This is a genomic window from Streptomyces sp. NBC_01176, from assembly GCF_045039825.1.
In the GTDB taxonomy this organism is placed as follows: Bacteria; Actinomycetota; Actinomycetes; order Streptomycetales; family Streptomycetaceae; genus Streptomyces.
On record NZ_CP108600.1, the window covers coordinates 2,297,714 to 2,321,940 of the forward strand.

Consider the following 24,227-nt stretch of genomic DNA (forward strand, 5'->3'; position numbering starts at 1 on the left):
GGAAGAAGACCGCCCACGGTGCCGGCCGTGTCCCGTTCCGGGTGCCGGCTCAGCCCTCCCCTCCCGGGCCCTCCTGGGCCCCGGCAGCCGCCACCCCGGTGGTGTGGAACCGCGCCCGGAACACGCCCGGAGTCACCTTGAGGTTCCGTACGAACGCCCTGCGCAGCGACTCGGGCGATCCGAACCCCGTACGGCGGGCGATCACGGCCATGGGATCGTCCCCGCACTCCAGCATCGCCTGCGCCGCTTCCATCCGGACCTGCTCCACGTACCGGGCCGGCGTCATACCCAACTCGTCGCAGAAGAGCCGGGTCACATGGCGGGAGCTGATGCCGGCCCGGCGCGCCATGGCGGACAGCGTGTGGTTGGCGGCGGGGTCCTCCGCGACGGCGTCCAGCACCCGGCGGAGCATGTCCTGGCGGGTGTGCGCGGCGCGGGCGCGGACACTGAACTGGGACTGTCCACCGGGCCGTTGCATGAAGACCACCAGGTCCTTGGCCACCGCGCGGGCCACCTCGGCCCCGTAGTGCTCTTCCACGAGAGCCAGCGAGAGGTCGATGCCCGCGGTGACGCCGGCCGAGGTCATCACCTTGCCGTCCCTTACGAAGATCGCGTCCGGCTTGACCTGGACGGCGGGAAAACGCAGCGCCAACTGCCGCGAATGACGCCAGTGGGTGGCGGCGCTGCGGCCGTCCAGAAGTCCGGCGGCGGCCAGCAGGAAGGCGCCGGTACAGACGGAAGCCGTGCAGCGCGAGTTCGCGTCGAGCCCGCGCACGATGTCCAGCAGCGCGTCATCCTTGATCATCCGATCCCAGCCCGGCCCACCGGGAATCACCAGGACGTCGCTGGCCTCCCGCGCGTCCGCCACGGCCATGTCGACGCCGAGACGGGTCCCCGCCGACGTCGTCACCTCGTTCCCGTCGGCCGAGACCATGCTCAACCGGTAGTGGGCGCCGAAGTCGTTCGCCGAGGTGAACACCTCGATCGGACCGGTCACGTCCAGCAGCCGGACGCCGGGGAAAACGAAGATCGTCACGAGGAGCGGGTCGGTTCCGGCGCGCTTGTGGTTCATCTGATGCCTCCGGACCGGACATGGGGTTACGGTCGATGCTATGCGCAGTGAGTTCGCAAAACAAACCAACTAGAATTGCGGCATGTCCGACACCCAGCCACGCGCCTGCCCCATAGCCGGGACCCTCGACCTCGTAGGAGAGCGATGGTCGCTCCTGGTGTTGCGCGAGGTGTTCATGGGAATCCGGCGCTACGCCGACATCCGCGCCAACACCGGCGCCCCGCGCGATGTTCTCACCAAGCGGCTGCGGTCCCTGGAGGCCGCGGGGATCCTGGAGCGCCGCCAGTACCAGGACCGCCCTCCCCGCTTCGAGTACCACCTGACGGCCGCGGGGCAGGCGCTGGAGCCGGTGCTGATCGGGCTCCGGGAATGGGGCCTTCGGCACCTCCAGGACCCGCCCCCCGCACCGCGGTTCCTGCACACGTGCGGTGCCGATGTGGAGACCCGGGTCGTCTGCGCCCGGTGCGGCGAGCCGCTGGAGGGGGGCGGGCTGGTGACCGTGCTGGAGGAAGTGAACCGCCCGGGGTCCTAGAGCGTCCGGCATGCCCTCTGGACGTTGCCGCGTCGGCACGAAGCCCCTCAGGAGCAGGAGAGATTCCCGCACCGCGGGCCGGACCACCCGTGAGATCGGGCGAGACCGCACGGATTGACGCCGCCGCCGCCGACCCGTATCGGCCACGTCGGTCCGATCCGGATCCGCGTCGACCGCTCCCGCCCCCACGGCACCGCGAACGACCGAGGACGAGGACGACGGCCGCCCCCGCCAGGGCACTTGAGTGCGTGGGCTGGGTGTCTCCGGAGCTCCGGCGCCATCGATGAGCCCGTGCCGCTCGCTCGTGGACGGACACGGGGCCCGGGGAGCGCCGCAGGACCGGTTCCGCGTCGGTGTCGTCCCACGACGGCACGAGCCCGAAAGCGGTCGACTGACACGGACATGCCCAGGGGCGGCACGGGTCCGGTGAGCCCGAGCGTCGCGGTGGGGCCGGCGGGAACGCCCCTGACCGAAGCGGAGGAGGGGCGGGGCGGCCGACGGCGACCGCTGCCACCCGGTCGACGTGTCCGATATCCGGAAAGGGTTGTCCTTCTTCAGGTACAGGAGGCCGAGGGAGCGATGCACGGAGGGTGACCGGCTCGATACTTGGCGATTTCATTGCCCTCCTTTAGGCCGAAGAAAACAGAGCTCGAAATAAACGGAATCCGGCGGCACGCACTCCGCTTTTTGCACCGCGGCCGGCGGATCCCTCTTTCCGCACCCGGACTTCGAGTGGTCCCAGATGGGAAAACGGGCTGCCGTTGCCACTTGGCAACGATGTCGGATGTGTACGCACGACGGAATCAGCACCGAACCGCGGCCTCGGCACCGTGCCGCGGAGCGGAAACGCTTTCTTATGGTCGTTGCCCTCGGGACGAGCCTCCCGGCCGATCCGATTGGCGCGATCGAACCTTGCTCCCGCGGTCCGGCTGGAAGATCTTTGATTGCCGCCGACCGCCGGTCGGTGCGCCACCCGTCGAGAAAGGACCGTCATGAAGTCGACTGTCGCCATGCGTAAGAAGGCCGGCTCCAAGAAGATTGCGGTGCGCCGCACCGGCGACGTGCGCCTGACGTCGGCCGCCTGTCAGTGCCCGTACTCCGTCCAGGCCTGATCGCTTCGCAGTACCCCGCTCGGGTGCGCCGCCTGCCGGCGCACCCGGGTCTTTTATCCGGAATTCCGCTGGAGGAGGGCCTGTGGCCGGTGACGGCCTCGTTTTCCACGAACTGAGTTTCGTTCCCGAAGGCGACGAGGTGGTGGTCGGCCGCCTGGACACCGGTTCCTATGCGGTTTTCCCCGCCGACGGCGCGGAATTGCTGCGGCAGCTCATGCGCGGAATGACGCTCGGTGCCGCCGCCGACTGGTACGAGACCACTTTCGGCGAGGATGCCGATCTCCAGGATTTCGTGACCACGCTGCGCGAGCTCGGCTTCGTCAGCGAGGAGGACCGGGCGCGGCCGTCCGGCCCCGCCCCGCGGGTACGGCTGCGCGGCTTGGGCCGAGCCGTCTTCGCCCCGCCGGCCTGGGTACTGTACGGCGCCGTGGTCGGTGGCTGGACGTGGGCCGCGATCGCGCGGCCGGACCTCGCACCACATCCCGGGCAGATCTTCTTCACGCACTCCCTCCTCGTGGTCCAGTTGGTCATCACCCTCGGGCAGATACCGCTTCTGCTGCTGCACGAGGGCTTCCACATTCTCGCCGGCCGGCGGCTCGGTCTGCCCACGCGCCTGAGTGTGAGCAACCGTCTGACGTACATCGTCGCCGAAACCCAGATCAACGGGCTGCTCAGTGTTCCCAGGGCGAAACGCTACCTTCCGTTCCTCGCGGGGATGGTCTGTGACGGCGTCGTATTCGCGGTGCTCGGGCTCATCGCCGATGCGACCCGGAATCCGGGCGGATCGTTCTCGTTGGCCGGTCGGCTCTGTCTCGGGCTGGCTTTCACGGTCGCCGTCCGTGTGCTGTGGCAGCTCCAGCTCTATCTTCGGACCGATCTCTATTATGTGGCGGCCACCGCTTGGAACTGCTACGACCTTCACGACGCGGGCATAGCCCTGCTGAAGAATCGTGTACGGCGTTTCATGAACCGTCCGGACCGCATCGTGGACGAGGAGAAATGGACGCCCCGTGACCGCCGGGTCGGCACGTTCTACGGGCCTTTCATCGTCCTGGGATACGGCGCGTTCGCCGCAATCACCGTGTTCGTCAGCGTCCCCGTGACGGTGAACTACGTCAGCATTGCCGGGCGCGCCCTCGGCTCCGGCGGCGTGGACGCGGCTTTTTGGGACGCCGTGCTGTCCCTGTGCATGAACGTGGCCCAGATCGTCGCACTCGTCGTGCTGTCCCGCAGGAAACGCCGGAACAACAAGTCCGCCCACTCCCTCACGTCCTCTTCACCGGAGGTTGAACTCGCATGACGGGCCATCTGCGGATCGTCGGAGACAGGCGCGACGACCGCCTGCGCGCCATCGCAGCCCACACCGGCAAGGCCCTCGTGGTCCGCTGCCACCAGCGGCTGCGCGGCCCCTACACCGGCGTGGACACGGTGCTACGAGCAGTCCTGCCCGAGGCCTACCGGCGCTGGCCGGACCTTGTCGAGGACCATCGCGTGGCGCTCCTGTACGGAATGCCCGAGCTGGCCCACCTCATCGGACCGCCACCGCGCACCCTGGCCGACGACGCCCCCTACGAGGAACGCACCCGCTTCTTCGGCGCCGGCTGGGTCCGTTGCATGAGTCAGGGCATCGTCGGCTTCCTGCTGGAATACGCCCGGCGCATCCACGGCGACACCGCCTTCGAGATCGCCTTCGAGGAAGCGCACGCCGCCGAGGCCACCACACAGGAACTGATCGCCCTGCTTCTGCGCCGGGCGGACCCACGCCGGCTGCGCGTGGTGGTCTCGGCCACCGGCGGCACACTCTCCGACGAGCTCCAGGACGCCCTGGCCGACGTGACCCTCCTGCCCGCCCCGCGCACCGCTGAACAGCCGGTCGAAGACCGGACCCCTCGCGACTGGGCCGTCGTCTATGTGGACGGCGACTGCACCGACGACGATCCCCGCGCCCTGAGCGGATACCAGCGGACCGACCCGCAGACATGTGCCCGCCTCCACGACCGGCGGGCCGACTCCCTTGAACAGACGGCCACATGGGGCATCCGCATGGGCGCCATCGCCCACCACCGCGAACACGGCAGCGACCCCGCCGGGGCCGGACGGGCCGCCCTGCTCGCCGCCCAGCGCCATGCCGTGGCCACCGGCTTCTCCGCCGCCGTGGTCGACCTCGGCCTGCGCGGCCGCGGCCTGACCGACCCGCGCTCGCACGAACACGACTACTGGGAGTTCACTCGCGAAGCCGCCGCGGCCTGCATTCCGGTCGGACGTCTGGAACAGTCCATGGAGCTGTACCAGAGCCTGCTGCGCCGCTTCACCGACCCCAAGATCCACATGATGACCAGCTACGCGATCGCGATGCTGCACACCCGGTTCCTGAAACCTCGCGACCACGAACTGGCCGTGCAGTGGCAGCACAACGCCGTCGCCCTCGCGGGGATCCTCCCGGATCCGGCCGAGCGGCTGACGTACAGCGTCTTCCACGACAACGGCCTGGCACTCGTCGAGATGCACCGCGGCAACCTGCACCGCGCCCTGGCGCTCGTGGAGTCGTGCATCACCCGGCTCGACGAGCGACTCGACGACGATCAGTGGGCCCTGCACCGCTCCCAACTGCTCTACAACCGCGCCCGACTGCTGGTGGCGCTCGGCCGGCCGGACGAAGCCCACGCCGACTACACCCGACTCGTCGACATCGACCCCTACTACACCGACTACCTCTCCGAGCGGGCCAGGATCTCGCGCGACCGAGGCGACTTCGACGCCGCCCTGGCCGACTACGACCGTGCGGTGCGGCTCGCGCCTCCGTTCCCCGAGCTCTACTACAACCGGGGCACCGCCCGCGCGCAGGTCGGAGACCACCGAGGGGCCCTCCGGGACTTCACCCTCGTGCTCGAGATGGAACCGCGCGACCTCGACACCCGGATCGCGCGAGCGGAACTGCTGCTGGAAACCGGCGATCTCGACGCGGCCGAGGCAGACACGGCCACCGGACTGGGTCTCCACCCGGGCGAACTCCAACTGCTCTGCCTGAAAGGCACGGTTCTCCTGCAACGCGACCAACTCGACGGCGCGCGGGCCGCTTTCGACGGAGCACTCGAAAAGGACCCGCGCTACCCGGCCGCACTGATCAACCGCGCCGTGGTGCACTTCCGGCAGTCGCACCCGGAGAGGGCGGTCGCGGACCTGACGGCCGCGCTCGAAGCCGTCGGTGACGACCCCGACATCCTGCTCAACCGCGGCATCGCCCACCTGGCCGACGGCCACCCCGACCTGGCCCTCGAAGACTTCGACCAGGCCCTCACCCTGCCGGACGCCGACACCGTCGAACTCCAGGAGCAACGCCGGCTCTGCACGGCGTCCAGCGCCCGGTGAGGGCCGGCGGCCGCCGTACTCTTCTGACGCATCCAGACGCTTTCCCGGCCGTTCACCGCTCCCGGCCCCGTAACGCAGAAAACCCCACGTGAAGTGGGGTCTGAGCTGGTGTCCGAGGGGGGACTTGAACCCCCACGCCCGATAAAGGGCACTAGCACCTCAAGCTAGCGCGTCTGCCATTCCGCCACCCGGACCAGGTGTCTGCCGCCTGGCCGGGGGTGTTCCCCGCGGCGACATGGACAACAATACCAAGGTTTCAGAGTGCCTTTCACCTGCATATCCGGGGCCTGACAGCGGCTGCGCGGGGCCGGACGCGGGTAGATCGGTTCGGCTACCCCGGGTGAGCGAGCGCTCGCCGAGAGTCCGCGGTGCTCGTTCCGGCTCGCCGGGACGAGCCGGCCGGGCACGGTCCGCAATCCCTCGCCAAGCCCCCTCAAGTCGTCACTCCTCCCCCTCGCGTCCCTCCACCACCAGTACCCGCAGTGCCCGCACGAGCGCGGCCCCCGCCTCCTCGCCCAGCGGAGCGAGGAAGCGCCGTTCCGTCTCCCGGCGGGCCAGCTCGGCCTGCCGCAGGCAGTCGTGGCCCGCCGCGGTCAGCTCCACGATGTTCTTGCGGCGGTCCTGCGCGCTGCGGCGGCGCTCGACGAGCCCGTGGTCCTCCAGGCCGTCGACGAGCGCCACCATCGTGGTGCGGTCGACGCCGAGCCGTCCCGCCACCTCGACCTGCGACAGCGGGTACTCGGCGGCCAGCACCGCCAGTACCGCCAGCTCGTGCCCGTCGACCCCGAAGGGCGCCAGCGCCTTGGCGGACGCCCGCGTCAGCCGTTGCTGGGCGTGCTTGAGGAGATAGCCGAGCCGGGACTCAAGGGGCACCGGAGCTGGAGGGGATGCGGGTGGCACGGAAGACATGGGGGACCCAGGGGGCTGCTCGCCGGTCATGCCAGGACTGTACCCAGAACTGATTGTCAGCTCCCCTGATGATTGGTTACGCTGATCGACATGAGCGAACAGCGTGTGCGCTTCGGTATCAAGACCACCCCCATGCACGTCTCCTACGAGGACATCCGCCGTGTCTGGCAGGAGGCCGACACCTTCCCAGAGATCGAGGACGCCTGGCTCTGGGACCATCTGCTTCCGTTGCGTGGGCCCAAGGACGGCCCGATACACGAGGGCTGGACGCTGCTCAGCGCCCTTGCCGCGCAGACCGAGCGGTTGCGGCTCGGGCTGCTCGTCACCAGCAACCGCCTCCGCCCGCCCGCCGTCCTCGGCAAGATCGCCTCGACCGTGGACGTGATCTCCGGCGGACGGCTCGTCATGGGCATCGGCGTCGGCGGCACCCGGCAGCCGCCCGGCGCGGGCGGGATCAGCGGCGAGAACCCGGCGATCGCCGAGTACGCGGCGTACGGGCTGACGCTCGTCCCGCCCGGTGAGGGCGTCGCCCGGCTCGCGGAGACCGTCGAGATCCTCCAGCGCATGTGGACCGAGGACGTCTTCGACTTCGAGGGGCGCCACTATCGGCTCCGGGGTACGCGCAACGAGCCCAAGCCCGTGCAGCGGCCGGGGCCTCCGCTGTTGATCGGAGGCTGGGGGACGCGACTGCTGCGGCTGGTCGCCGAGCGGGCCGACATCTGGAACATCCCCGGACCACCGCACAACGGCGTGGAGTTCGTCGCCGAGCGCGGCCGGGTACTGGACGCGCACTGCGCGGAGATCGGGCGCGACCCGGGTGAGATCACCCGGTCGGTGCAGGTCGTCGTCTCCTACGACGACCCCGCCGCCACCCGGGCCGCGGTCACCGGCCTCATCGGCGTCGGCACCGACCACGTCGTGCTCAGCCTGCCCCAGCCGTACCCGCCGGGGGTCGCCCGGTGGTTGGTGGACGAGATCATCACGCGGGTGCCGGCGGGTGGGCGGCGCCCCTGACCGGGCAACCTCGGGCCGCGAGCCCGCCCACTCCACCGTCACGGAGACAGCTGCCGCTCCCCCGTGACCGGACATCGACCGTTCCCCCGTGACGGAGACAACCGCCGCTCGTCCGTGACGGAGACACCGCCGCTTCCTGCGTCACGGAGGCGGCGGCCCCTCCGGTCACCGCGACAGCGGCTGCCTGCGGGTCACGGTACGAGTTGGTACTCGGGGAAGTTGCCCGGCAGCCGCTCCTCCGCCGAACCCTGTGTGACGGCGCGGACGAGCAGTTCGCCGCCCACGAACGCCCCGCGCCAGGACGCGCCGAGCCCGCCGAACAACTCGTCCCGGTCACCGCGCGAACGGGGCTTGCCGCGGCCGAGTTTGAACGCGCGGATCTGCGGCGCGAGTCGGGTGTACGTCGCCTCGTCGTCCGTGGACAGGGTGGCCACGAGCGCTCCGTTCGACGCGTTCATCGCGGCGAGCAGCTCCGCCTCGGTGTCGACCAGGACGATGGTGTCGACGGGGCCGAAGGGCTCCGCGTGGTGCAGGGGTGAGGACGGCGGCGGGTTGAGCAGCGTGACGGGCTGGACGTACGCCGAGGTGTCCTGGCCGGGCAGGAACCGCGTGTCGGACAGCTTGCCGCGGTGCAGGGGGACGGCGCCGCGGCTGATGGCCTCGGCGACCTGGTCGTCCAGCTCCTTCGCCTTGGCCGCGTTGATGACGGGTCCGAAGTCCAGTGCGGGAAAGGGGTCGTCGGGGTTCTCCACCGCGAGCGGGTGGCCGATCCGCAGGGTGCGGACGGCCGGCAGGTAGGCGGCGAGGAACTCGTCGAACAGGGCGCGCTGGACGACGAAGCGCGGGTAGGCGGTGCAGCGCTGCTTGCCGTAGTCGAAGAGTTTCGGGACGACGGCCGTGAGCGCGTCCCAGTCCGTGTAGTTCCAGACGCCCCAGGTGTTGAGGCCTTCTTGTTCGAGGATGTGGCGCTTTCCGAGGTCGGCGACGGCGGTGGCCACCGCGGCGCCGGTGTCGCGGCCGCCGACGAAGGAGACGCAGCCGATCTCGGGTGCGCGCACGAGCGCCTCCGACAGCTCGCCGCCGCTGCCGCTGACGAGGGTGACGGGGATCCCTTCACGTGCGGCGAGCGCGCAGGCCAGGGTGAGGCAGGCGACGCCGCCGTCGGTGGGGGCCTTGGCGATGACCGCGTTGCCCGCCAGCGCCTGGACCAGCATGGCGTGGACGAGCACGCTCATCGGGTAGTTCCAGCTGGCGATGTTGGAGACCGGGCCGTCCAGCGGGGTCCGGCCCTCGACCATGGGTTCGATGCCGTCGACGTACCAGCGGACGCCGTCGATCGCCCGGTCCACGTCGGCCTGCGCGAGCCGCCAGGGCTTGCCGATCTCCCAGACCAGGAGAAGGGCGAGCAGTTCACGGTGCTCGGTGAGCGCGTCGAGGGTGGCGGCGACGCGGGCGCGGCGTTCGGGCAGCGGGACGTGGCGCCAGGCCCGGTGCTGGTCGAGCGAGGCGCGTACGGCCTGCTGGGCGGTGGCGCCGTCCAGGCGGGGCGGGCCCGCGATGGGGCTTCCGTCGACGGGGCTGGTGGCGGGCAGCGCCCGGCCGTCGGCCCGCCAGGAGGAGCCCCAGAGGTTGAGGACCCGGTCCTGCTGGAACGCCTCGGGCGCGACGGCGAGGCAGCGCTGCCAGGCGTCGGCCCAGGACGTCCCGGACTTCAGGACCAGGGAGGTGTTGGGGGTGGATGCCATTCGGATGTCTCCGCTCTCGGTGCACAGTCGGGGGCGGGAGGTGCCTGGCTCGTGCCGGACCTGCATGGTCCATCGGCCGGCACGAGGAGTGGTCGCGTCCGTACGGAGGACGACGGTGGTCGCGTCCGTACGGAGGAGGGCGGGCGGGGTGCGTACGCGGGAGGGTGGCCGCGTCCGTACGAGGAAGGTACTGAGGCGGGTCCGCTTGTGACAGTCACCGCACCTCAACTATGAGTGACGTCTCACCTCACCCGCCGGTGGCGACACGCTCCGCCTCCAGCCGGGCCAGCACCAGCCGGGCCGTCTCGGTCGGGGTGCCTCCCACCGCCACCCCGGCCGCCTCCAGGGCGGTCTTCTTCGCCTGCGCGGTGCCGGACGAGCCGGAGACGATCGCGCCGGCGTGCCCCATCGTCTTGCCCTCGGGCGCGGTGAACCCGGCGATGTAGCCGACGACCGGCTTGGTGACGTGGTCGCGGATGTAGGCGGCCGCCCGTTCCTCCGCGTCGCCGCCGATCTCCCCGATGAGGACGACGAGGTCGGTGTCCGGGTCGTCCTGGAACGCGGCCAGGCAGTCGATGTGTGTGATGCCGACGACGGGGTCGCCGCCGATGCCCACGCAGGTCGAGAAGCCGATGTCGCGCAGCTCGTACATGAGTTGGTAGGTCAGTGTGCCCGACTTGGAGACCAGGCCGATGCGGCCGGGCTTGGTGATGTCGGCGGGGATGATGCCCGCGTTCGACTGGCCGGGGCTGATCAGGCCGGGGCAGTTGGGGCCGATGACGCGGGTGCCCTGCGCGGCGGCGTACGCGTGGAAGGCGACGGCGTCGTGGACGGGGATGCCCTCGGTGATGACGACGGCCAGCGCGATCCCGGCGTCCGCGGCCTCCAGCACGGCGGCCTTGGCGAACGCGGGCGGCACGAAGACGACGGTGACGTCGGCGCCGGTCGCCGCCATCCCTTCGCGCACCGAGCCGAAGACCGGCACGGTGACGGCAGTGCCGCCCTGGCCGCTGGGGCTGCGGGGGACGTCGAAGTCGACGCTGCGGCCCGCCTTGCGCGGGTTGACGCCGCCGACCACGTCCGTGCCGGCGGCGAGCATCCGCCGGGTGTGCCTCATGCCCTCGCCGCCGGTCATGCCCTGGACGAGGACCTTGCTCTCCTTGCTGAGGAAGACGGCCATGTCCCACTCCTTCAGTCGGCGGTGGCGAGTCGGGCGGCGCGGCGCGCGGCGCCGTCCATGGTGGTGGCCTGCTGGACGAGCGGGTGCGCGCGGTCGTCGAGGACGGCCCGGCCGCGTACGGCGTTGTTGCCGTCGAGGCGGACCACGAGCGGCTTGGTCAACCGGACGCTCTCCAGGGCCTGCACGATGCCGTCGGCGACGGCGTCGCAGGCCGTGATGCCGCCGAAGACGTTCACGAGGACCGATTTCACCGCCGGGTCGGAGAGGACCACGGACAGGCCGTCGGCCATGATCCGGGCGGAGGCTCCGCCGCCGATGTCGAGGAAGTTGGCGGGGCGGGCGCCGCAGCCGGCGACCACGTCGAGGGTCGACATGACCAGGCCCGCGCCGTTGCCGATGATGCCGACCTCGCCGTCCAGCTTGACGTAGTTCAGGCCCCTGGCCGCGGCGGCCGCCTCCAGGGGGTCGTCGTGCGGGGCGTCCTTCTCCCCCCAACGTTCCTGCCGGAAGCGGGCGTTGTCGTCGAGGGTGACCTTGCCGTCCAGGGCGAGGATCTGTCCCTGGGCGGTGCGTACGAGGGGGTTCACCTCGACGAGCAGTGCGTCCTCGCGGGTCAGTACCTCCCACAGGCGCACCAGGACGTCGACGGTCTGCGGGGGGAGGCCGGCGGCCTCGGCGATCTCGGCCGCCTTGGCCGAGGTGACCCCTTCGGCGGGGTCGACGGGGATGCGCGCGACGGCGTCCGGCCGGGTCGCGGCCACCTCCTCGATGTCCATGCCGCCCTCCGCCGACGCGATGGCGAGGAAGCGCCCCGCCGCGCGGTCGAGGACGTAGCTGACGTAGAACTCGCTCTCGATGTCGACGGGTTGGGCCAGCATCACCTTGCGGACGGTGTGGCCCTTGATGTCCATGCCGAGGATCTGTCGCGCCGTCAGTTCCGCCGCGGCGGGATCCGCGGCGAGTTTCACGCCGCCGGCCTTGCCGCGCCCGCCCGTCTTCACCTGTGCCTTGACGACCACCCGGCCGCCGAGCCTGCGGGCGATCCCGCGGGCTTCCTGGGGCGAGTCGGTGACCTCTGCCCTCGGTACCAAGATGCCGTGTTCCTCGAAGAGTTCCCTTGCCTGGTGCTCGTACAGGTCCATACCTCGGCTCCTGTCTAAAAGTGCCGCACGCCCCCTGGACACCACCCACCGGATGCGGGATAACAAGTTTCATACAGTATTCGTCGACTGTATGCAATGTACCGCGAGAGCGTTCCAACCCCCTACGAAGGGACAGGACTTCGCCATGCCCGACGGCAGCAGCGACACCAACTCGACCCTCATCTCAGGTGGGCACCTGGTCGCCAAGGCACTCAGAGCGGAAGGCGTGGAGGTCGTCTACACCTTGTGCGGCGGCCACATCATCGACATCTACGACGGCTGTGTCGACGAAGGCATAGAGGTCGTCGACGTACGTCACGAGCAGGTCGCCGCCCACGCCGCCGACGGCTACGCGCGGATCACCGGCAAACCCGGATGCGCGGTCGTCACGGCCGGGCCGGGCACCACCGACGCCGTGACGGGCGTCGCGAACGCCTTCCGCGCCGAGTCCCCGATGCTGCTGATCGGCGGACAGGGAGCGCACACCCAGCACAAGATGGGGTCCCTCCAGGACCTGCCGCACGTCGACATGATGACGCCGATCACCAAGTTCGCCGCGACCGTCCCTGACACGGCGCGCGCCGCCGACATGGTGTCGATGGCGTTCCGGGAGTGCTACCACGGCGCACCCGGCCCCTCCTTCCTGGAGATCCCGCGCGATGTCCTGGACGCCAAGGTGCCGGTCGACAAGGCGCGGATCCCCGCCGCCGGCCGGTACCGGGCCTCGACCCGCTCGGCCGGTGACCCCGAGGCGATCGAGCAGCTCGCGGATCTGCTCGTGCACGCCGAGAAGCCGGCGATCCTGCTGGGCAGCCAGGTGTGGACGACCCGGGGCACCGAGGCGGCCATCGACCTCGTACGCACCCTCAACGTCCCGGCGTACATGAACGGCGCGGGCCGCGGCACCCTGCCGCCCGGGGACCCGCACCACTTCCAGCTCTCGCGCCGGTACGCGTTCTCCCACGCCGACGTGATCGTGATCGTGGGTACGCCCTTCGACTTCCGCATGGGCTACGGCAAACGGCTCTCCCCCGACGCGACCGTCGTACAGATCGACCTCGACTACCGGACGGTCGGCAAGAACCGGGACATCGACCTGGGGATCGTCGGGGACGCGGGACTGGTCCTGAAGTCGGTGACGGACGCCGCCTCCGGACGCATCAACGGGGGCGCGTCGAGGCGCAAGGAGTGGCTCGACGAACTGCGGGCCGCCGAACAGACGGCACTCGACAAGCGGCTGCCCAGCCTGAGGTCGGACGCCTCGCCCATCCACCCGTACCGCCTGGTGAGCGAGATCAACGACTTCCTCACCGAGGACTCCATCTACATCGGGGACGGCGGCGACATCGTCACCTTCTCCGGGCAGGTCGTGCAGCCCAAGTCACCGGGCCACTGGATGGACCCGGGCCCGCTCGGCACCCTCGGCGTCGGCATCCCCTTCGTCCTCGCGGCGAAGAAGGCGCGCCCCGACAAGGAGGTCGTGGCCCTCTTCGGCGACGGCGCCTTCTCCCTCACCGGATGGGACTTCGAGACACTCGTCCGCTACGACCTGCCCTTCGTCGGCATCGTCGGCAACAACTCCTCGATGAACCAGATCCGTTACGGCCAGGCCCAGAAGTACGGCCTGGAGCGCGAGCGGGTCGGCAACACCCTCGGCGACGTCCACTACGACAAGTTCGCGCAGATGCTCGGGGGTTACGGCGAGGAGGTCCGCGACCCCGCCGACATCGGCCCCGCGCTGCGGCGCGCCCGCGAGTCGGGCAAGCCGTCGCTCATCAACGTCTGGGTCGACCCGGACGCGTACGCCCCCGGAACCATGAACCAGACGATGTACAAGTGAGGTGCCCCCGATGACCCCGATCACTGGAACGTCGACCAAGGCTCTCGAAGGCATCCGCGTCCTCGACATGACGCATGTCCAGTCCGGCCCCTCCGCCACCCAGCTGCTCGCCTGGCTCGGCGCGGACGTCGTCAAGCTGGAGGCGCCGACCGGCGACATCACGCGCGGGCAGCTGCGCGACCTCCCGGACGTCGACTCCCTCTACTTCACGATGCTCAACTGCAACAAGCGCAGCATCACCCTCAACACCAAGACCGAGCGCGGCAAGGAGATCCTCACCGAACTGATCCGGCGCTCCGACGTCATGGTCGAGAACTTCGGGCCGGGCGCCGTCGACCGCATGGGCTTCACCTGGGACCGCATCCAGGAGATCAACCCCCGGATCGTCTACGCCTCCATCAAGGGCTTCGGGGACGGCCCGTACACCAACTTCAAGGCGTACGAGGTCGTCGCGCAGGCCATGGGCGGGTCGATGGCGACCACCGGCTTCGAGGACGGACCACCCCTGGCGACCGGTGCGCAGATCGGCGACTCGGGCACCGGTGTCCACGCGGTCGCGGGCATCCTCGCCGCCCTGTTCCAGCGGGAGAGCACGGGACGCGGGCAGCGCGTGAACGTGGCGATGCAGCACGCGGTGCTCAACCTCTGCCGGGTCAAGCTCCGGGACCAGCAGCGCCTGGCGCACGGGCCGTTGGCGGAATATCCCAACGACGACTTCGGTGACGAGGTGCCCCGGTCCGGCAACGCCTCCGGCGGCGGCCAGCCCGGCTGGGCGGTCAAGTGCGCGCCGGGCGGCCCCAACGACTACGTGTACGTCATCGTGCAGCCGGTCGGATGGAAGCCGATCACCGAGCTGATCGGGCGGCCGGAGCTGGCGGACGACCCCGAGTGGGCCACCCCGGCGGCCCGGCTGCCCCAGCTCACCAAGATGTTCCAGCTCATCGAGGAGTGGTCGGCCACCCTCCCCAAGTGGGAGGTGCTGGAGAAGCTCAACGCCCACAACATCCCCTGCGGCCCGATCCTGTCCACCAAGGAGATCGTCGAGGACGAGTCCCTGGTCGCCAACGAGATGGTCGTGACCGTGGCGCACCCCGAGCGGGGCGAGTTCGTCACCGTCGGCAGTCCGCTGAAGCTCTCCGACTCCCCCGTGGACGTGACCAGTTCACCGCTGCTCGGCGAGCACAACGAAGAGGTCTACATCGGCGAGCTCGGCCTCGGCGACGAGGAACTGCGCCTGCTCAAGTCGAACGGAGTGATCTGAGTGATGGCCGAAGACCGGGTGCTGAGGGTGCGCGCCCTCCTCGACGCCGTACGGGCCGAGGGACGCAGCGCGCTCACCGCGCCCGAGGGCAAGGTGATCGCCGACGCGTACGCGATCGCCGTTCCGGGCGAGGAACTGGCGAGGGACGTCGACGAGGCGGTGGCGTACGCGGCACGCTTCGGCGGCCCCGTCGTGATGAAGATCGTCTCCCCGGACATCCTGCACAAGACGGATGCCGGCGGTGTCGTCGTCGGGGTGGAGGGCGCGGCGGACGTGCGCGCGGCCTTCCACCGGATCGTCGAGAACGCGAAGGCGTACGACCCGCGGGCCCGGATCGAGGGCGTCCAGGTGCAGGAGCTGCTCCCCCAGGGGCAGGAGGTCATCGTCGGCGCGGTGACCGACCCGACCTTCGGGAAGGTGGTGGCGTTCGGGCTCGGCGGCGTCCTGGTCGAGGTCCTCAAGGACGTCACCTTCCGGCTCGCCCCCGTGGACGCCGACGAGGCGCTGTCGATGCTGGACTCGATCCGGGCGGCCGAGATCCTGCGCGGGGTGCGCGGCGCGCCGCCGGTCGACCGGTGGGCGATCGCCGAACAGATCCGCCGGGTCTCCGAACTCGTCGCGGACTTCCCGGAGATAGCCGAGGTCGACCTCAACCCGGTGATCGCCACGCCGGAGGGTGCCGTCGCCGCGGACATCCGGGTGATCCTCGCCGAGTCGCTCCCCAAGGAGCGGCGCAAGTACACCCGCGAGGAGATCCTCACCTCGATGCGCCGGCTGATGCAGCCCTCCTCGGTGGCCGTGATCGGCGCCTCCAACGAGCAGGGCAAGATCGGGAACTCGGTGATGCGCAACCTCGTCGACGGCGGCTTCGCCGGCGAGATCCACCCGGTGAACCCCAAGGCTGATGACATCCTGGGCCGCAAGGCGTACAAGAGTGTCACGGACGTTCCCGGTGAGGTGGATGTGGCGGTCTTCGCGATCCCCGCCAAGTTCGTGGCCTCGGCCCTGGAGGAGGTGGGACGCAAGGGCGTCCCCAACGCCGTACTGATCCCCTCCGGGTTCGCGGAGACCGGTGAGCAGGCGCTCCAGGACGAGATCGTGGCGATCGCCGAGCGGCACGGCGTCCGGCTGCTCGGCCCGAACATCTACGGCTACTACTCGACGTGGCAGGACCTCTGTGCGACGTTCTGCACGCCGTACGACGTCAAGGGCGGTGTCGCGCTGACCTCGCAGTCCGGGGGCATCGGCATGGCCATCCTGGGCTTCGCGCGCACCACGAGGACGGGTGTCTCCGCGATCGTCGGGCTCGGCAACAAGTCGGACCTGGACGAGGACGACCTGCTGACCTGGTTCGGCGAGGACCCGCACACCGAGTGCATCGCGATGCACCTGGAGGACCTCAAGGACGGCCGCGCCTTCGTGGAGGCGGCGCGCGCGACGGTCCCCAGGAAGCCGGTCGTGGTCCTGAAGGCGGGCCGTACCGCCGCCGGGGCGAAGGCCGCCGGTTCGCACACGGGCGCGCTCGCGGGCGACGACGCCGTGTACGAGGACATCCTGAAGCAGGCAGGTGTCATCAGGGCTCCCGGGCTGCACGACATGCTGGAGTACGCGCGCGGACTTCCGGTGCTGCCGACTCCCCAGGGCGACAACGTCGTGATCATCACGGGCGCGGGCGGCAGCGGCGTCCTCCTCTCCGACGCCGTGATGGACAACGGCCTGACCCTGATGGAGATACCGCCGGACCTGGACGCGTCCTTCAGGGCGTTCATCCCGCCCTTCGGAGCCGCGGGCAACCCGGTCGACATCACGGGCGGCGAGCCGCCGTCGACGTACGAGGCGACGATCCGGCTGGGCCTCGAGGACCCGCGCATCCACGCCCTCGTCCTCGGCTACTGGCACACCATCGTCACCCCTCCCATGGTCTTCGCCGAGCTCACCGCGCGGGTGGTGGCCGAGTTCCGGGAGCGGGGCATCGAGAAGCCGGTGGTGGCGTCGCTGGCCGGCGACGTCGAGGTCGAGGAGGCCTGTCAGTACCTGTACGAGCGGGGGGTCGTGGCGTACCCGTACACGACCGAGACACCGGTGGCGGTCCTCGGCGCCAAGTACCGCTGGGCGCGCGCGGCAGGCCTGTTGGGGGGCGGTTCATGAGGTGAACCAGGGGCGGGAGCGGCCGACGGTGCGCGTCGGCCGCCCCCAGGACCCGTGCGCACACGAAAGGCATTTGGACAGGGGGCGCTGGCCAGATCTTTCGACGCAAGGGGTGCTGAACCGACATGACGACCACCGACCTATCGACATCCGTCCCCTACAGGGAGGTGACGGATCGCAACGGCCGCCTGTACCGCATCGGTGAGACCGACCGGGACATCATGGGGCGACCACGCTGGACCATGGTGCTCTTCCCCTGGATGGGGATGCTGGGCATCAGTTCCTCGGAGTACGCGTTCACCTCCGCCGAGGACACCCTGCACGACGCCCACCTGTGGAGCAGTGGGCACATCTTCTGGCTGATGGGCGTCTGGATCTTCTTCCAGGCGGCCGTGGCCTTCCCGGCCGGGCAACTGCGCGAGAGCGGACGGCTGCCCGCGCGGTACGCCATGATGCTCGGCGCGCTGGGCACGGTGCTGGGCTATCTCTCGCTGGCGTTCGCGCCGCACGTGAGTGTCGCGTACCTCGGCTTCGGGATGTTCAGCGGCATCGGTGCCGGCCTCGTCTACGCGACCTGCGTGAACATGGTCGGCAAGTGGTATCCGGAGCGCAAGGGCGGCAAGACGGGCCTGGTCAACGGTGGTTTCGCCTATGGCTCGGTGCCCTTCGTCTTCCTGTTCACCTCGTACATGGACCTGGGCAACTACCGGACCGTTCTGGTGATGGTGGGCCTGGTCTGCTGCTCGGTGGTCGCGTTCGCGGGCTGGTTCTTCAAGGACCCGCCCAAGGGCTGGTGGCCGCCGCACGTGGACCCGCTGAAGGTGTCGTCCGATCCCAGGATCCGGCGGGCGCTGGAGAAGAACCCGCCGGCGGTGAAGCAGTACACCCCGAGGGAGGCCGCCCGCACACCCGTCCTGTGGATGATGTGGTTCTGCCTGCTGTGCACCGCGGGCATCAACATCTTCGGCATCGCCTTCCAGGTTCCGTTCGGCAAGGACATGGGGTTCGCGGGCGGGATCGTGGCCACCGCGATGTCCCTGAAGGCGATCGTCAACGGCACCGGGCGCGGGGTGATCGGCTGGATATCCGACCGCTTCGGGCGCCGCAACACACTGATCATCGTCTGTCTGGTGCTGGGCTCCGCGCAGTTCGGCGTGCTGGTCTCGGGCCAGATGGGCAGCATGCCGTTCTTCCTGTTCTGCTCCATGGTCTCCGGTTTCGGCGGCGGGGCGATCTTCCCGCTCTTCGCGGCCATGACGGCGGACTACTTCGGTGAGAACAACAACGCCTCCAACTACGGGATGGTCTACAGCTCGAAGCTGATCTCGGGCCTGGTGGGCTCCGGCATGGGCGCGGTCGTCGTCGGCGCGTGGGACTACCACGGCGCCTTCGTGCTCGCGGGCTCCATCGGCCTGGCCTCCGCCGTACTGGCGCTGTTCCTGAAATCACCGGGCTCCCCCAAGGCCCGGAGCATCGTCCCCAACCCGCAACCGCTCGGCGAGGAGATGGCGTGACATGACGGCGGACCCCATAGCCACCGAGGGCGCGTCGGCCGGAACCGACGCCCCGAACCGCTCGTACCGCGAAGTCACCGACGCCCGGGGCCGTGTCTACCGGATCGGCGAGACGGACCGGGACATCCTGGGCCACTCACGCAAGTTCATGGTGTACCTGCCGTGGATCGCCATGATGGCCATCAGCGTCTTCGAGTACGCGTACGGCTCCGCGGAGGACACCCTGTCCCACGCGCACGGCTGGACGCAGAGCAACACCTTCTGGATCCTGAGCGTCTGGGTCTTCTTCCAGGCCGGCATAGCCTTCCCGGCGGGCTGGATGCGGGAGAAGGGCATCCTCACCGCCCGCAGGGCCATGTACATCGGCGCGGTCATGTGCGTACTCGGCTTCCTCGCCCTGTCGCACCTGAGCAACGTGCTGCTGGCCATCCTGGGCTTCGGCGTCATCGGCGGCCTCGGCTCCGGCCTGGTCTACGCGACCTGCATCAACATGGTCGGCAAGTGGTTCCCCGAACGGCGGGGCGCGAGGACGGGCTTCGTCAACGGCGGATTCGCCTACGGCTCCCTGCCCTTCATCTTCATCTTCAACTACGCGTTCGACACCGGGAACTACCATCGCGTCCTGGACCTCATCGGGTGTTACGTGATGATCGTCGTCCTGTCCACCGCGTTCTTCTTCAAGGACCCGCCGAAGAACTGGTGGCCGGCGGACATCGACCCGCTGACCCACGGCGGCGACACCAAGACCGCGGCCAGCCTCGCCAAGAACCCGCCCGCGGTGAAGCAGTACACCCCTAAGGAGGCCGTCAGGACGGGCGTGCTCCCCCTGATGTGGATCACCCTCGTGATGACCGCGGGCGTGTCCATCTTCGGGATCTCCTTCCAGGTCGACTTCGCCAAGGAGGTGGGCTTCGGTCCCCTGGTGGCGGCGTCCTCCATGGGCATCATGGCCGTCATCAACGGGATCGGCCGCGCCGTGGTGGGCTGGCTGTCCGACACCTGGGGACGCAAGCTGACCCTGGTGTTCGTCATCGTCGTCCTGGGGCTCGCGCAGTTCGGGGTGATCTGGGCCGGGGACGTCAAGAGCGAGTGGCTCTTCCTGTTCTTCGCCTTCCTCTCCGGGTTCGGCGGCGGGGCCTTCTACCCGATGTTCGCGGCCCTGACCCCGGACTACTTCGGCGAGAACTACAACGCCACCAACTACGGGCTGGTGTACAGCGGCAAGCTGGTCAGCGGCCTGTTCGGCGGGGGTCTCGGCTCGATGGTGGTCGCTGCCTGGGGCTACAACGGGGCGTACGCGCTGGCCGGCGGCATCTCGATGGCGGCGGCGGCGATCGCGCTGCTGCTGAAACAGCCGGGACGCGACAGTGAGGTGAGCGGGGCTCCGCGGCCGCAGCCGGCCGGCTGACGGGGCGGAACGGAACGGAGCAGAGCAGAGCAGCACGGAACGTGCACGGTTGCACGGACATCAGGCGGCCCTCCCCACGTGACACGTGTGGGGAGGGCCGCCTGACGTGGCGCCGCGGATCTAGTGGCGCTTCTCCCGGAGGGCGGCGAGATGGTCGTAACCGATCTTCGCGTGCTGGAGCGACTGCCCGGGGTCGGTGGCACTCGGGGCGTTGTCCTGCTCGACCATCGGGTTGTGGTAGTTCCGGTCGCCGACGCGGGAGAAGAACGTGGTGTAGTCGATGACGCCGGTACCGAAGGGCACCATGTCGTAGCCCATGCCGTTGGTGGTGTTGACGGTGCCGTCCTTGGCGTGGAAGAGCGGGTAGCGCTTGTTGTTGCGGACGACGAGCCCCGCGGGGTCGAAGATCTTCTCCCGGGTGGAGCCGTCGTGGGCGGTGTACGTGGGGAACTTGTACTGGGCCACGTGCGCCCAGAAGACGTCCATCTCCAGCCAGACCACCTTCGGGTCGGTGACCTTCAGGAAGTACTCCAGTTTGCGGATGCCCGAACTGCGGGTCGGCCGCCCCTGGTCGTCCAGTGGGCCCCCGTCGAGCAGGAAGCCGTACGCCGCGTCGTGGTTGTGGGTGTACAGCTTGAGGCCCGCGCGCCGGGCGATCCCGCCGAGCGCGTTCCACTTGTCGGCGGCCGCGTCCCAGTCGGCGCGGTAGGCGCTGCCGGTGGGGTCGCCGCCGGTGCCCACGTGCGCCATGCCGAGGATGTTGGCGATCTCCAGGTGCTTCTTGAAGGTGTCCAGGTCGGGTGTGGTGAGGGGCCAGGACGACGGTATGAAGCCGTGGTTGCCCTGGGCCCGCAGCCCGTAGTCGTCGAGCCAGGAGCGCAGCAGTCTGGCGCCCTCCACGGACTCGAGGTCGGCTCCGCCGGGGGCGTTGGCGTGCTGGCCGTATCCGGCGAACTCCACCTGCCGGTAGCCGTAGCGCGAGAGCTGCTTGAAGACCTCGCGGAAGCCGGAGGGCAGGTCGGTGGAGAGCGGGTCGCGGCCCGTCGCGTCACGGACGGTGTAGAGGATGATGCCGCGCCGGTTCGCGGGGACCAGGACGTCACCGCCGTGACCGTGACCGTGACCATGGCCGTGGTCGTGGCCTCTGCCCCGGTCGTGGGCGAGGGCGGGGGAGGCGCCGAGGACGGGTGCGGCGATCGCCGCGGTCGCGGCGGCGGTGCAGGTGCTGAGGAAGCGGCGGCGGCCGACTCCGAGGGTGCGACGCAGGGCTTCGCCGGTCGCGGGTGCGTCGTTGCGCACGGGTTCGTCGTTGAACGCGGTCACGGTTCTCTCTTTCGGGTCGGTGTTCAGCGGTGCCGGGGCGTTGTCAGTGGCGCGTGTTTCACTTTCCGTAGTCGCTCGTCCGGCCGCGTCACGCGAGACCGGCCAGGCCGAGCAGCAGGGATTTCACTTCGGTGGCCGCGATGCGGCCGGTGCCGGTGCGGGGGGGTGGAGCAGATGAGGAGCGGACCTTCGTCGTCGCTCGCGGGAAGGCGGCCGTGGCTGCCGCGAAGAGCCGAGGGATCGAGGGGCACGACCGCCATGCGGTAGCGCATCCCGAGTTTCTTGCGGGCCAGCGCCGTGGCGGCCTTCACCCTGACGTAGGGGTCGAGGGGGTCCATGAACAGTTCGGCCGGGTCGTAGCCGGGTTTGCGGTGGATCTCGACGAGCCGCGCGAAGTCGGGGGCGCGGGCGTCGTCGAGCCAGTAGTAGTAGGTGAACCAGGCGTCCGGTTCGGCCACGGCGACGAGTTCCCCGGAGCGCGGGTGGTCGAGGTGGTGAGCCTTCTTGCCCTCGTCGTCGAGGAGCCGCTCGATGCCGGGCAGGCCGGCCAGCGCGGCCCTGGTGGCCTCCAGGTCCTCGGGGCGTCGCACGTAGACATGGGCGATCTGGTGGTCGGCGACCGCGAAGGCGCGGGAGGCCATCGGGTCGAGGTACTCCATGCCGTCCTGGGTGTGCACGTCGAGCAGGCCGGCGCGGCGCAGGACGCGGTTGATGTCGACGGGACGGTCCACGCGGGTGATGCCGTACTCGGAGAGCGCGACGACGGTGCGGCCTTCCGCCTCGGCTTCGTCGAGCAGAGGTGCCATGGCCGCGTCGAGGTCGGCGGCGGCGCGGTGCGAGCGGGGGTCGTCGGGGCCGAAGCGCTGCAGGTCGTAGTCGAGGTGAGGGAGGTAGCAGAGGGTCAGGTCCGGACGGCGGGTGCGGTTGATGTGCCGGGTGGCGTCGATGATCCAGCGGCTGGAGACGAGGTCGGCGCCGGGGCCCCAGAAGTGGAAGAGGGGGAACGTGCCGAACTTCCCGGTGAGTTCGTCGTGCAGGGCCGGAGGCCGGGTGTAGCAGTCGGGTTCCTTGCGGCCGTCGGCGTAGTAGACGGGACGGGGGGTGACGGTGATGTCGGTGTCGGCGCCCATGGCGTACCACCAGCAGATGTTGGCGACCGTGTAGCCGGGGTGAGCGCGGCGGGCGGCGTCCCACAGCTTGTCGCCGGACACCAGGCCGTTGTGCTGCCGCCACAGGAGTACGTCGCCGAGTTCGCGGAAGTACCAGCCGTTGCCGACGATGCCGTGCTCGCCGGGGTGGGTGCCGGTGAGGAAGGTGGACTGGGCGGCGCAGGTGACGGCGGGCAGGACGGTGCCGAGCGGGGCGCTGAAACCGGAGCGGCCGAGCGCTTTGAGGCGGGGCATGTGGTCGAGCAGACGGGGGGTGAGGCCGACGACGTCGAGGACGAGGAGCGGGGTGGGCCCGGAATGCTCGCGCGAGGCGTGGGTCACGGCAGCTCCTTGAGGCCGAGGTCCGTCAACAGATCGCGGGCGAGGGTCAGTTCGGCGGCGATGCCGTCGACGAGCTGGGCGCGGGCACGGGGGCGCAGCTCGGGCGGGAGGGCCTGCCAGGTGTAGGTCTCGACCTCCAGGTGCCGGGTGAGCGGGTGCGGGCCGCCGACGAGACGGGTCAGCGCGGCCCTGAGGACGGGGAGGGTCGAGGTGAGGGGTGCGGGGGGGGCCGCGTGCAGCGGGACGTGGAAGTGGGCGCGCCACGGGGCGGTGTCGGGCAGCGCGTCGCCGGTCAGGGCTTCGCCGAGGTCGTCCGTGCCGCGCGGGCCCGTGGCGGTGGTGGTGCGGGTCTGGTGCAGGAAGCGGGGTTCGTCGAAGGCGGCGAGGGCCGCGCGGACTTCGGGGAGACGGGGGTGTTCGGCGTGCAGGGCGGCGGAGAGCTGGGACTTGACGACCGGGACGTGGGCCTCGGCGAGGGCGTCCAGGGCGGTGTGCGGGTCCTCGAAGGAGGTGGCGAGGTGGCACGTGTCCACGCAGACGCCGATGCGGTCGTGGCCGATGGCGGTGAGCGGGGCGATCGCGTCGGCGGTGGTCTCGACGGTGCAGCCGGGTTCGGGTTCCAGGCCGACGCGCAGCGAGCGTCCGGTGAGTTCGTGGAGGGCGTCGAGACGTTCCGCGAGGGTGGTCAGCGCGGCCCGGGCGGTCACCGCGCGGTCGTCGTCGTACGCGGTGCGCCAGGCCAGCGGCAGGGTGGAGATGCTGCCTTCGGTGACGTCGTCGGGGAGGAGCCGGGCGAGGACGCGGGCGAGGGCGGTGGTGTAGGCGAGGCGTTCCGGGTCGGCCCAGTCGGGCCGGTAGACGCGGTACTTGACCTCTTGGGCGCCGAAGCCCTCGTAGGGGAAGCCGTTGAGGGTGACGACTTCGAGGCCTCGACGGTCGAGCTCGGAGCGCAGGGCGCGCAGCGCGACGGGGTCGGTGACCAGGGCGTGGGAAGCGTCCTTGGCGAGCCACAGGCCGATGCCGAGGCGGTCGCGGCCGAGGCGTCGGCGGACGGGTTCGCAGTGGTCGCGGAGCTGGGCGAGCACGCCGTCGAGGGTTTCGGCCGGGTGGACGTTGGTGCAGTAGGCGAGGTGGACGGTGGAGCCGTCGAGGTGGCGGAAGCGCATCG

16 protein-coding genes, 1 tRNA gene and 1 pseudogene are annotated in these 24,227 nt (G+C 70.1%); 9 read left to right on the top strand and 9 right to left on the bottom strand.

Annotation, left to right across the window (positions count from 1 at the left end; translation table 11 throughout):
• Positions 1 to 49 precede the first annotated feature (49 nt).
• Entirely contained in the window at positions 50 to 1,072 is a 1,023-nt protein-coding gene (locus OG199_RS09695; RefSeq protein ID WP_356801440.1) for a DJ-1/PfpI family protein, read from the bottom strand.
• Between the two features lie 82 nt (positions 1,073 to 1,154).
• Between OG199_RS09695 and OG199_RS09700 the strand changes: the two genes are divergently transcribed.
• The 3 genes from OG199_RS09700 to OG199_RS09710 all read left to right on the top strand — a co-directional run bounded on the left by OG199_RS09700 (position 1,155) and on the right by OG199_RS09710 (position 6,085).
• Complete coding sequence (locus OG199_RS09700) at positions 1,155 to 1,604, top strand: winged helix-turn-helix transcriptional regulator (protein WP_401805988.1); 450 nt, start codon at positions 1,155 to 1,157, stop codon at positions 1,602 to 1,604.
• Between the two features lie 1,194 nt (positions 1,605 to 2,798).
• Positions 2,799 to 4,016 carry a hypothetical protein gene (locus OG199_RS09705; protein WP_405829074.1) on the top strand — a complete coding sequence of 406 codons (1,218 nt, stop codon included), beginning with the start codon at positions 2,799 to 2,801 and terminating at the stop codon, positions 4,014 to 4,016.
• Entirely contained in the window at positions 4,013 to 6,085 is a 2,073-nt protein-coding gene (locus OG199_RS09710) for a tetratricopeptide repeat protein (protein WP_356801435.1), read from the top strand. Before OG199_RS09705 ends, OG199_RS09710 begins: the two co-directional genes overlap by 4 nt.
• A gap of 106 nt (positions 6,086 to 6,191) precedes the next feature.
• Here OG199_RS09710 and OG199_RS09715 read toward each other — a convergent pair.
• Both OG199_RS09715 and OG199_RS09720 read right to left on the bottom strand, forming a co-directional pair.
• A tRNA-Leu gene (locus OG199_RS09715) sits at positions 6,192 to 6,279 on the bottom strand.
• 247 nt (positions 6,280 to 6,526) lie between these two features.
• Positions 6,527 to 6,958, bottom strand: a complete 432-nt coding sequence (locus tag OG199_RS09720; protein ID WP_405829077.1) for a MarR family winged helix-turn-helix transcriptional regulator — start codon at positions 6,956 to 6,958, stop codon at positions 6,527 to 6,529.
• Positions 6,959 to 7,084: 126 nt separating this feature from the next.
• Between OG199_RS09720 and OG199_RS09725 the strand changes: the two genes are divergently transcribed.
• The gene (locus OG199_RS09725; RefSeq protein WP_405829078.1) at positions 7,085 to 8,008 is read left to right on the top strand and encodes an LLM class flavin-dependent oxidoreductase; all 924 of its coding nucleotides are present in this window, start codon (positions 7,085 to 7,087) and stop codon (positions 8,006 to 8,008) included.
• Between the two features lie 191 nt (positions 8,009 to 8,199).
• Here the strand turns inward: OG199_RS09725 and OG199_RS09730 are convergent, their stop codons facing one another.
• The 3 genes from OG199_RS09730 to sucC form a co-directional block, all read right to left on the bottom strand.
• The gene (locus tag OG199_RS09730) at positions 8,200 to 9,753 is read right to left on the bottom strand and encodes an aldehyde dehydrogenase family protein (protein ID WP_405829080.1); all 1,554 of its coding nucleotides are present in this window, start codon (positions 9,751 to 9,753) and stop codon (positions 8,200 to 8,202) included.
• Between the two features lie 247 nt (positions 9,754 to 10,000).
• Entirely contained in the window at positions 10,001 to 10,933 is a 933-nt protein-coding gene (sucD, locus tag OG199_RS09735) for a succinate--CoA ligase subunit alpha (protein ID WP_405829081.1), read from the bottom strand.
• Positions 10,934 to 10,944: 11 nt separating this feature from the next.
• Positions 10,945 to 12,075: an ADP-forming succinate--CoA ligase subunit beta gene (sucC, locus tag OG199_RS09740; RefSeq protein WP_401805977.1), complete on the bottom strand. Its 1,131-nt coding sequence runs from the start codon at positions 12,073 to 12,075 to the stop codon at positions 10,945 to 10,947.
• A 145-nt stretch (positions 12,076 to 12,220) separates the two neighbouring features.
• Between sucC and OG199_RS09745 the strand changes: the two genes are divergently transcribed.
• The 5 genes from OG199_RS09745 (at position 12,221) to OG199_RS09765 (ending at position 20,246) form a co-directional block, all read left to right on the top strand.
• On the top strand, positions 12,221 to 13,915 hold the full coding sequence (locus OG199_RS09745) for a thiamine pyrophosphate-binding protein (protein ID WP_356802227.1): 1,695 nt from the start codon (positions 12,221 to 12,223) through the stop codon (positions 13,913 to 13,915).
• 10 nt (positions 13,916 to 13,925) lie between these two features.
• On the top strand, positions 13,926 to 15,176 hold the full coding sequence (frc, locus tag OG199_RS09750; protein ID WP_356802229.1) for a formyl-CoA transferase: 1,251 nt from the start codon (positions 13,926 to 13,928) through the stop codon (positions 15,174 to 15,176).
• Between the two features lie 3 nt (positions 15,177 to 15,179).
• A complete protein-coding gene (locus OG199_RS09755; RefSeq protein ID WP_405829084.1) occupies positions 15,180 to 17,324 on the top strand; it encodes an acetate--CoA ligase family protein in 2,145 nt (714 codons plus the stop codon).
• Between the two features lie 125 nt (positions 17,325 to 17,449).
• Positions 17,450 to 18,838, top strand: a complete 1,389-nt coding sequence (locus OG199_RS09760; protein ID WP_356802233.1) for an OFA family MFS transporter — start codon at positions 17,450 to 17,452, stop codon at positions 18,836 to 18,838.
• Position 18,839: 1 nt separating this feature from the next.
• Positions 18,840 to 20,246: an OFA family MFS transporter gene (locus OG199_RS09765; RefSeq protein WP_405829086.1), complete on the top strand. Its 1,407-nt coding sequence runs from the start codon at positions 18,840 to 18,842 to the stop codon at positions 20,244 to 20,246.
• Between the two features lie 120 nt (positions 20,247 to 20,366).
• On the opposite strand, the gene OG199_RS09770 is transcribed toward OG199_RS09765, so the two are convergent.
• From OG199_RS09770 to eboE, 3 genes and pseudogenes are all read right to left on the bottom strand, one after another.
• Positions 20,367 to 21,569 carry a sugar phosphate isomerase/epimerase family protein gene (locus tag OG199_RS09770; protein WP_405829088.1) on the bottom strand — a complete coding sequence of 401 codons (1,203 nt, stop codon included), beginning with the start codon at positions 21,567 to 21,569 and terminating at the stop codon, positions 20,367 to 20,369.
• An 88-nt stretch (positions 21,570 to 21,657) separates the two neighbouring features.
• Positions 21,658 to 23,059 (bottom strand): annotated as a pseudogene (locus OG199_RS09775) (nucleotide pyrophosphatase/phosphodiesterase family protein).
• Positions 23,056 to 24,225 carry a metabolite traffic protein EboE gene (gene eboE / locus OG199_RS09780; RefSeq protein ID WP_405829090.1) on the bottom strand — a complete coding sequence of 390 codons (1,170 nt, stop codon included), beginning with the start codon at positions 24,223 to 24,225 and terminating at the stop codon, positions 23,056 to 23,058. The pseudogene OG199_RS09775 and the gene eboE overlap by 4 nt, the downstream one beginning before the upstream one ends.
• Between the last annotated feature and the right edge of the window lie 2 nt (positions 24,226 to 24,227).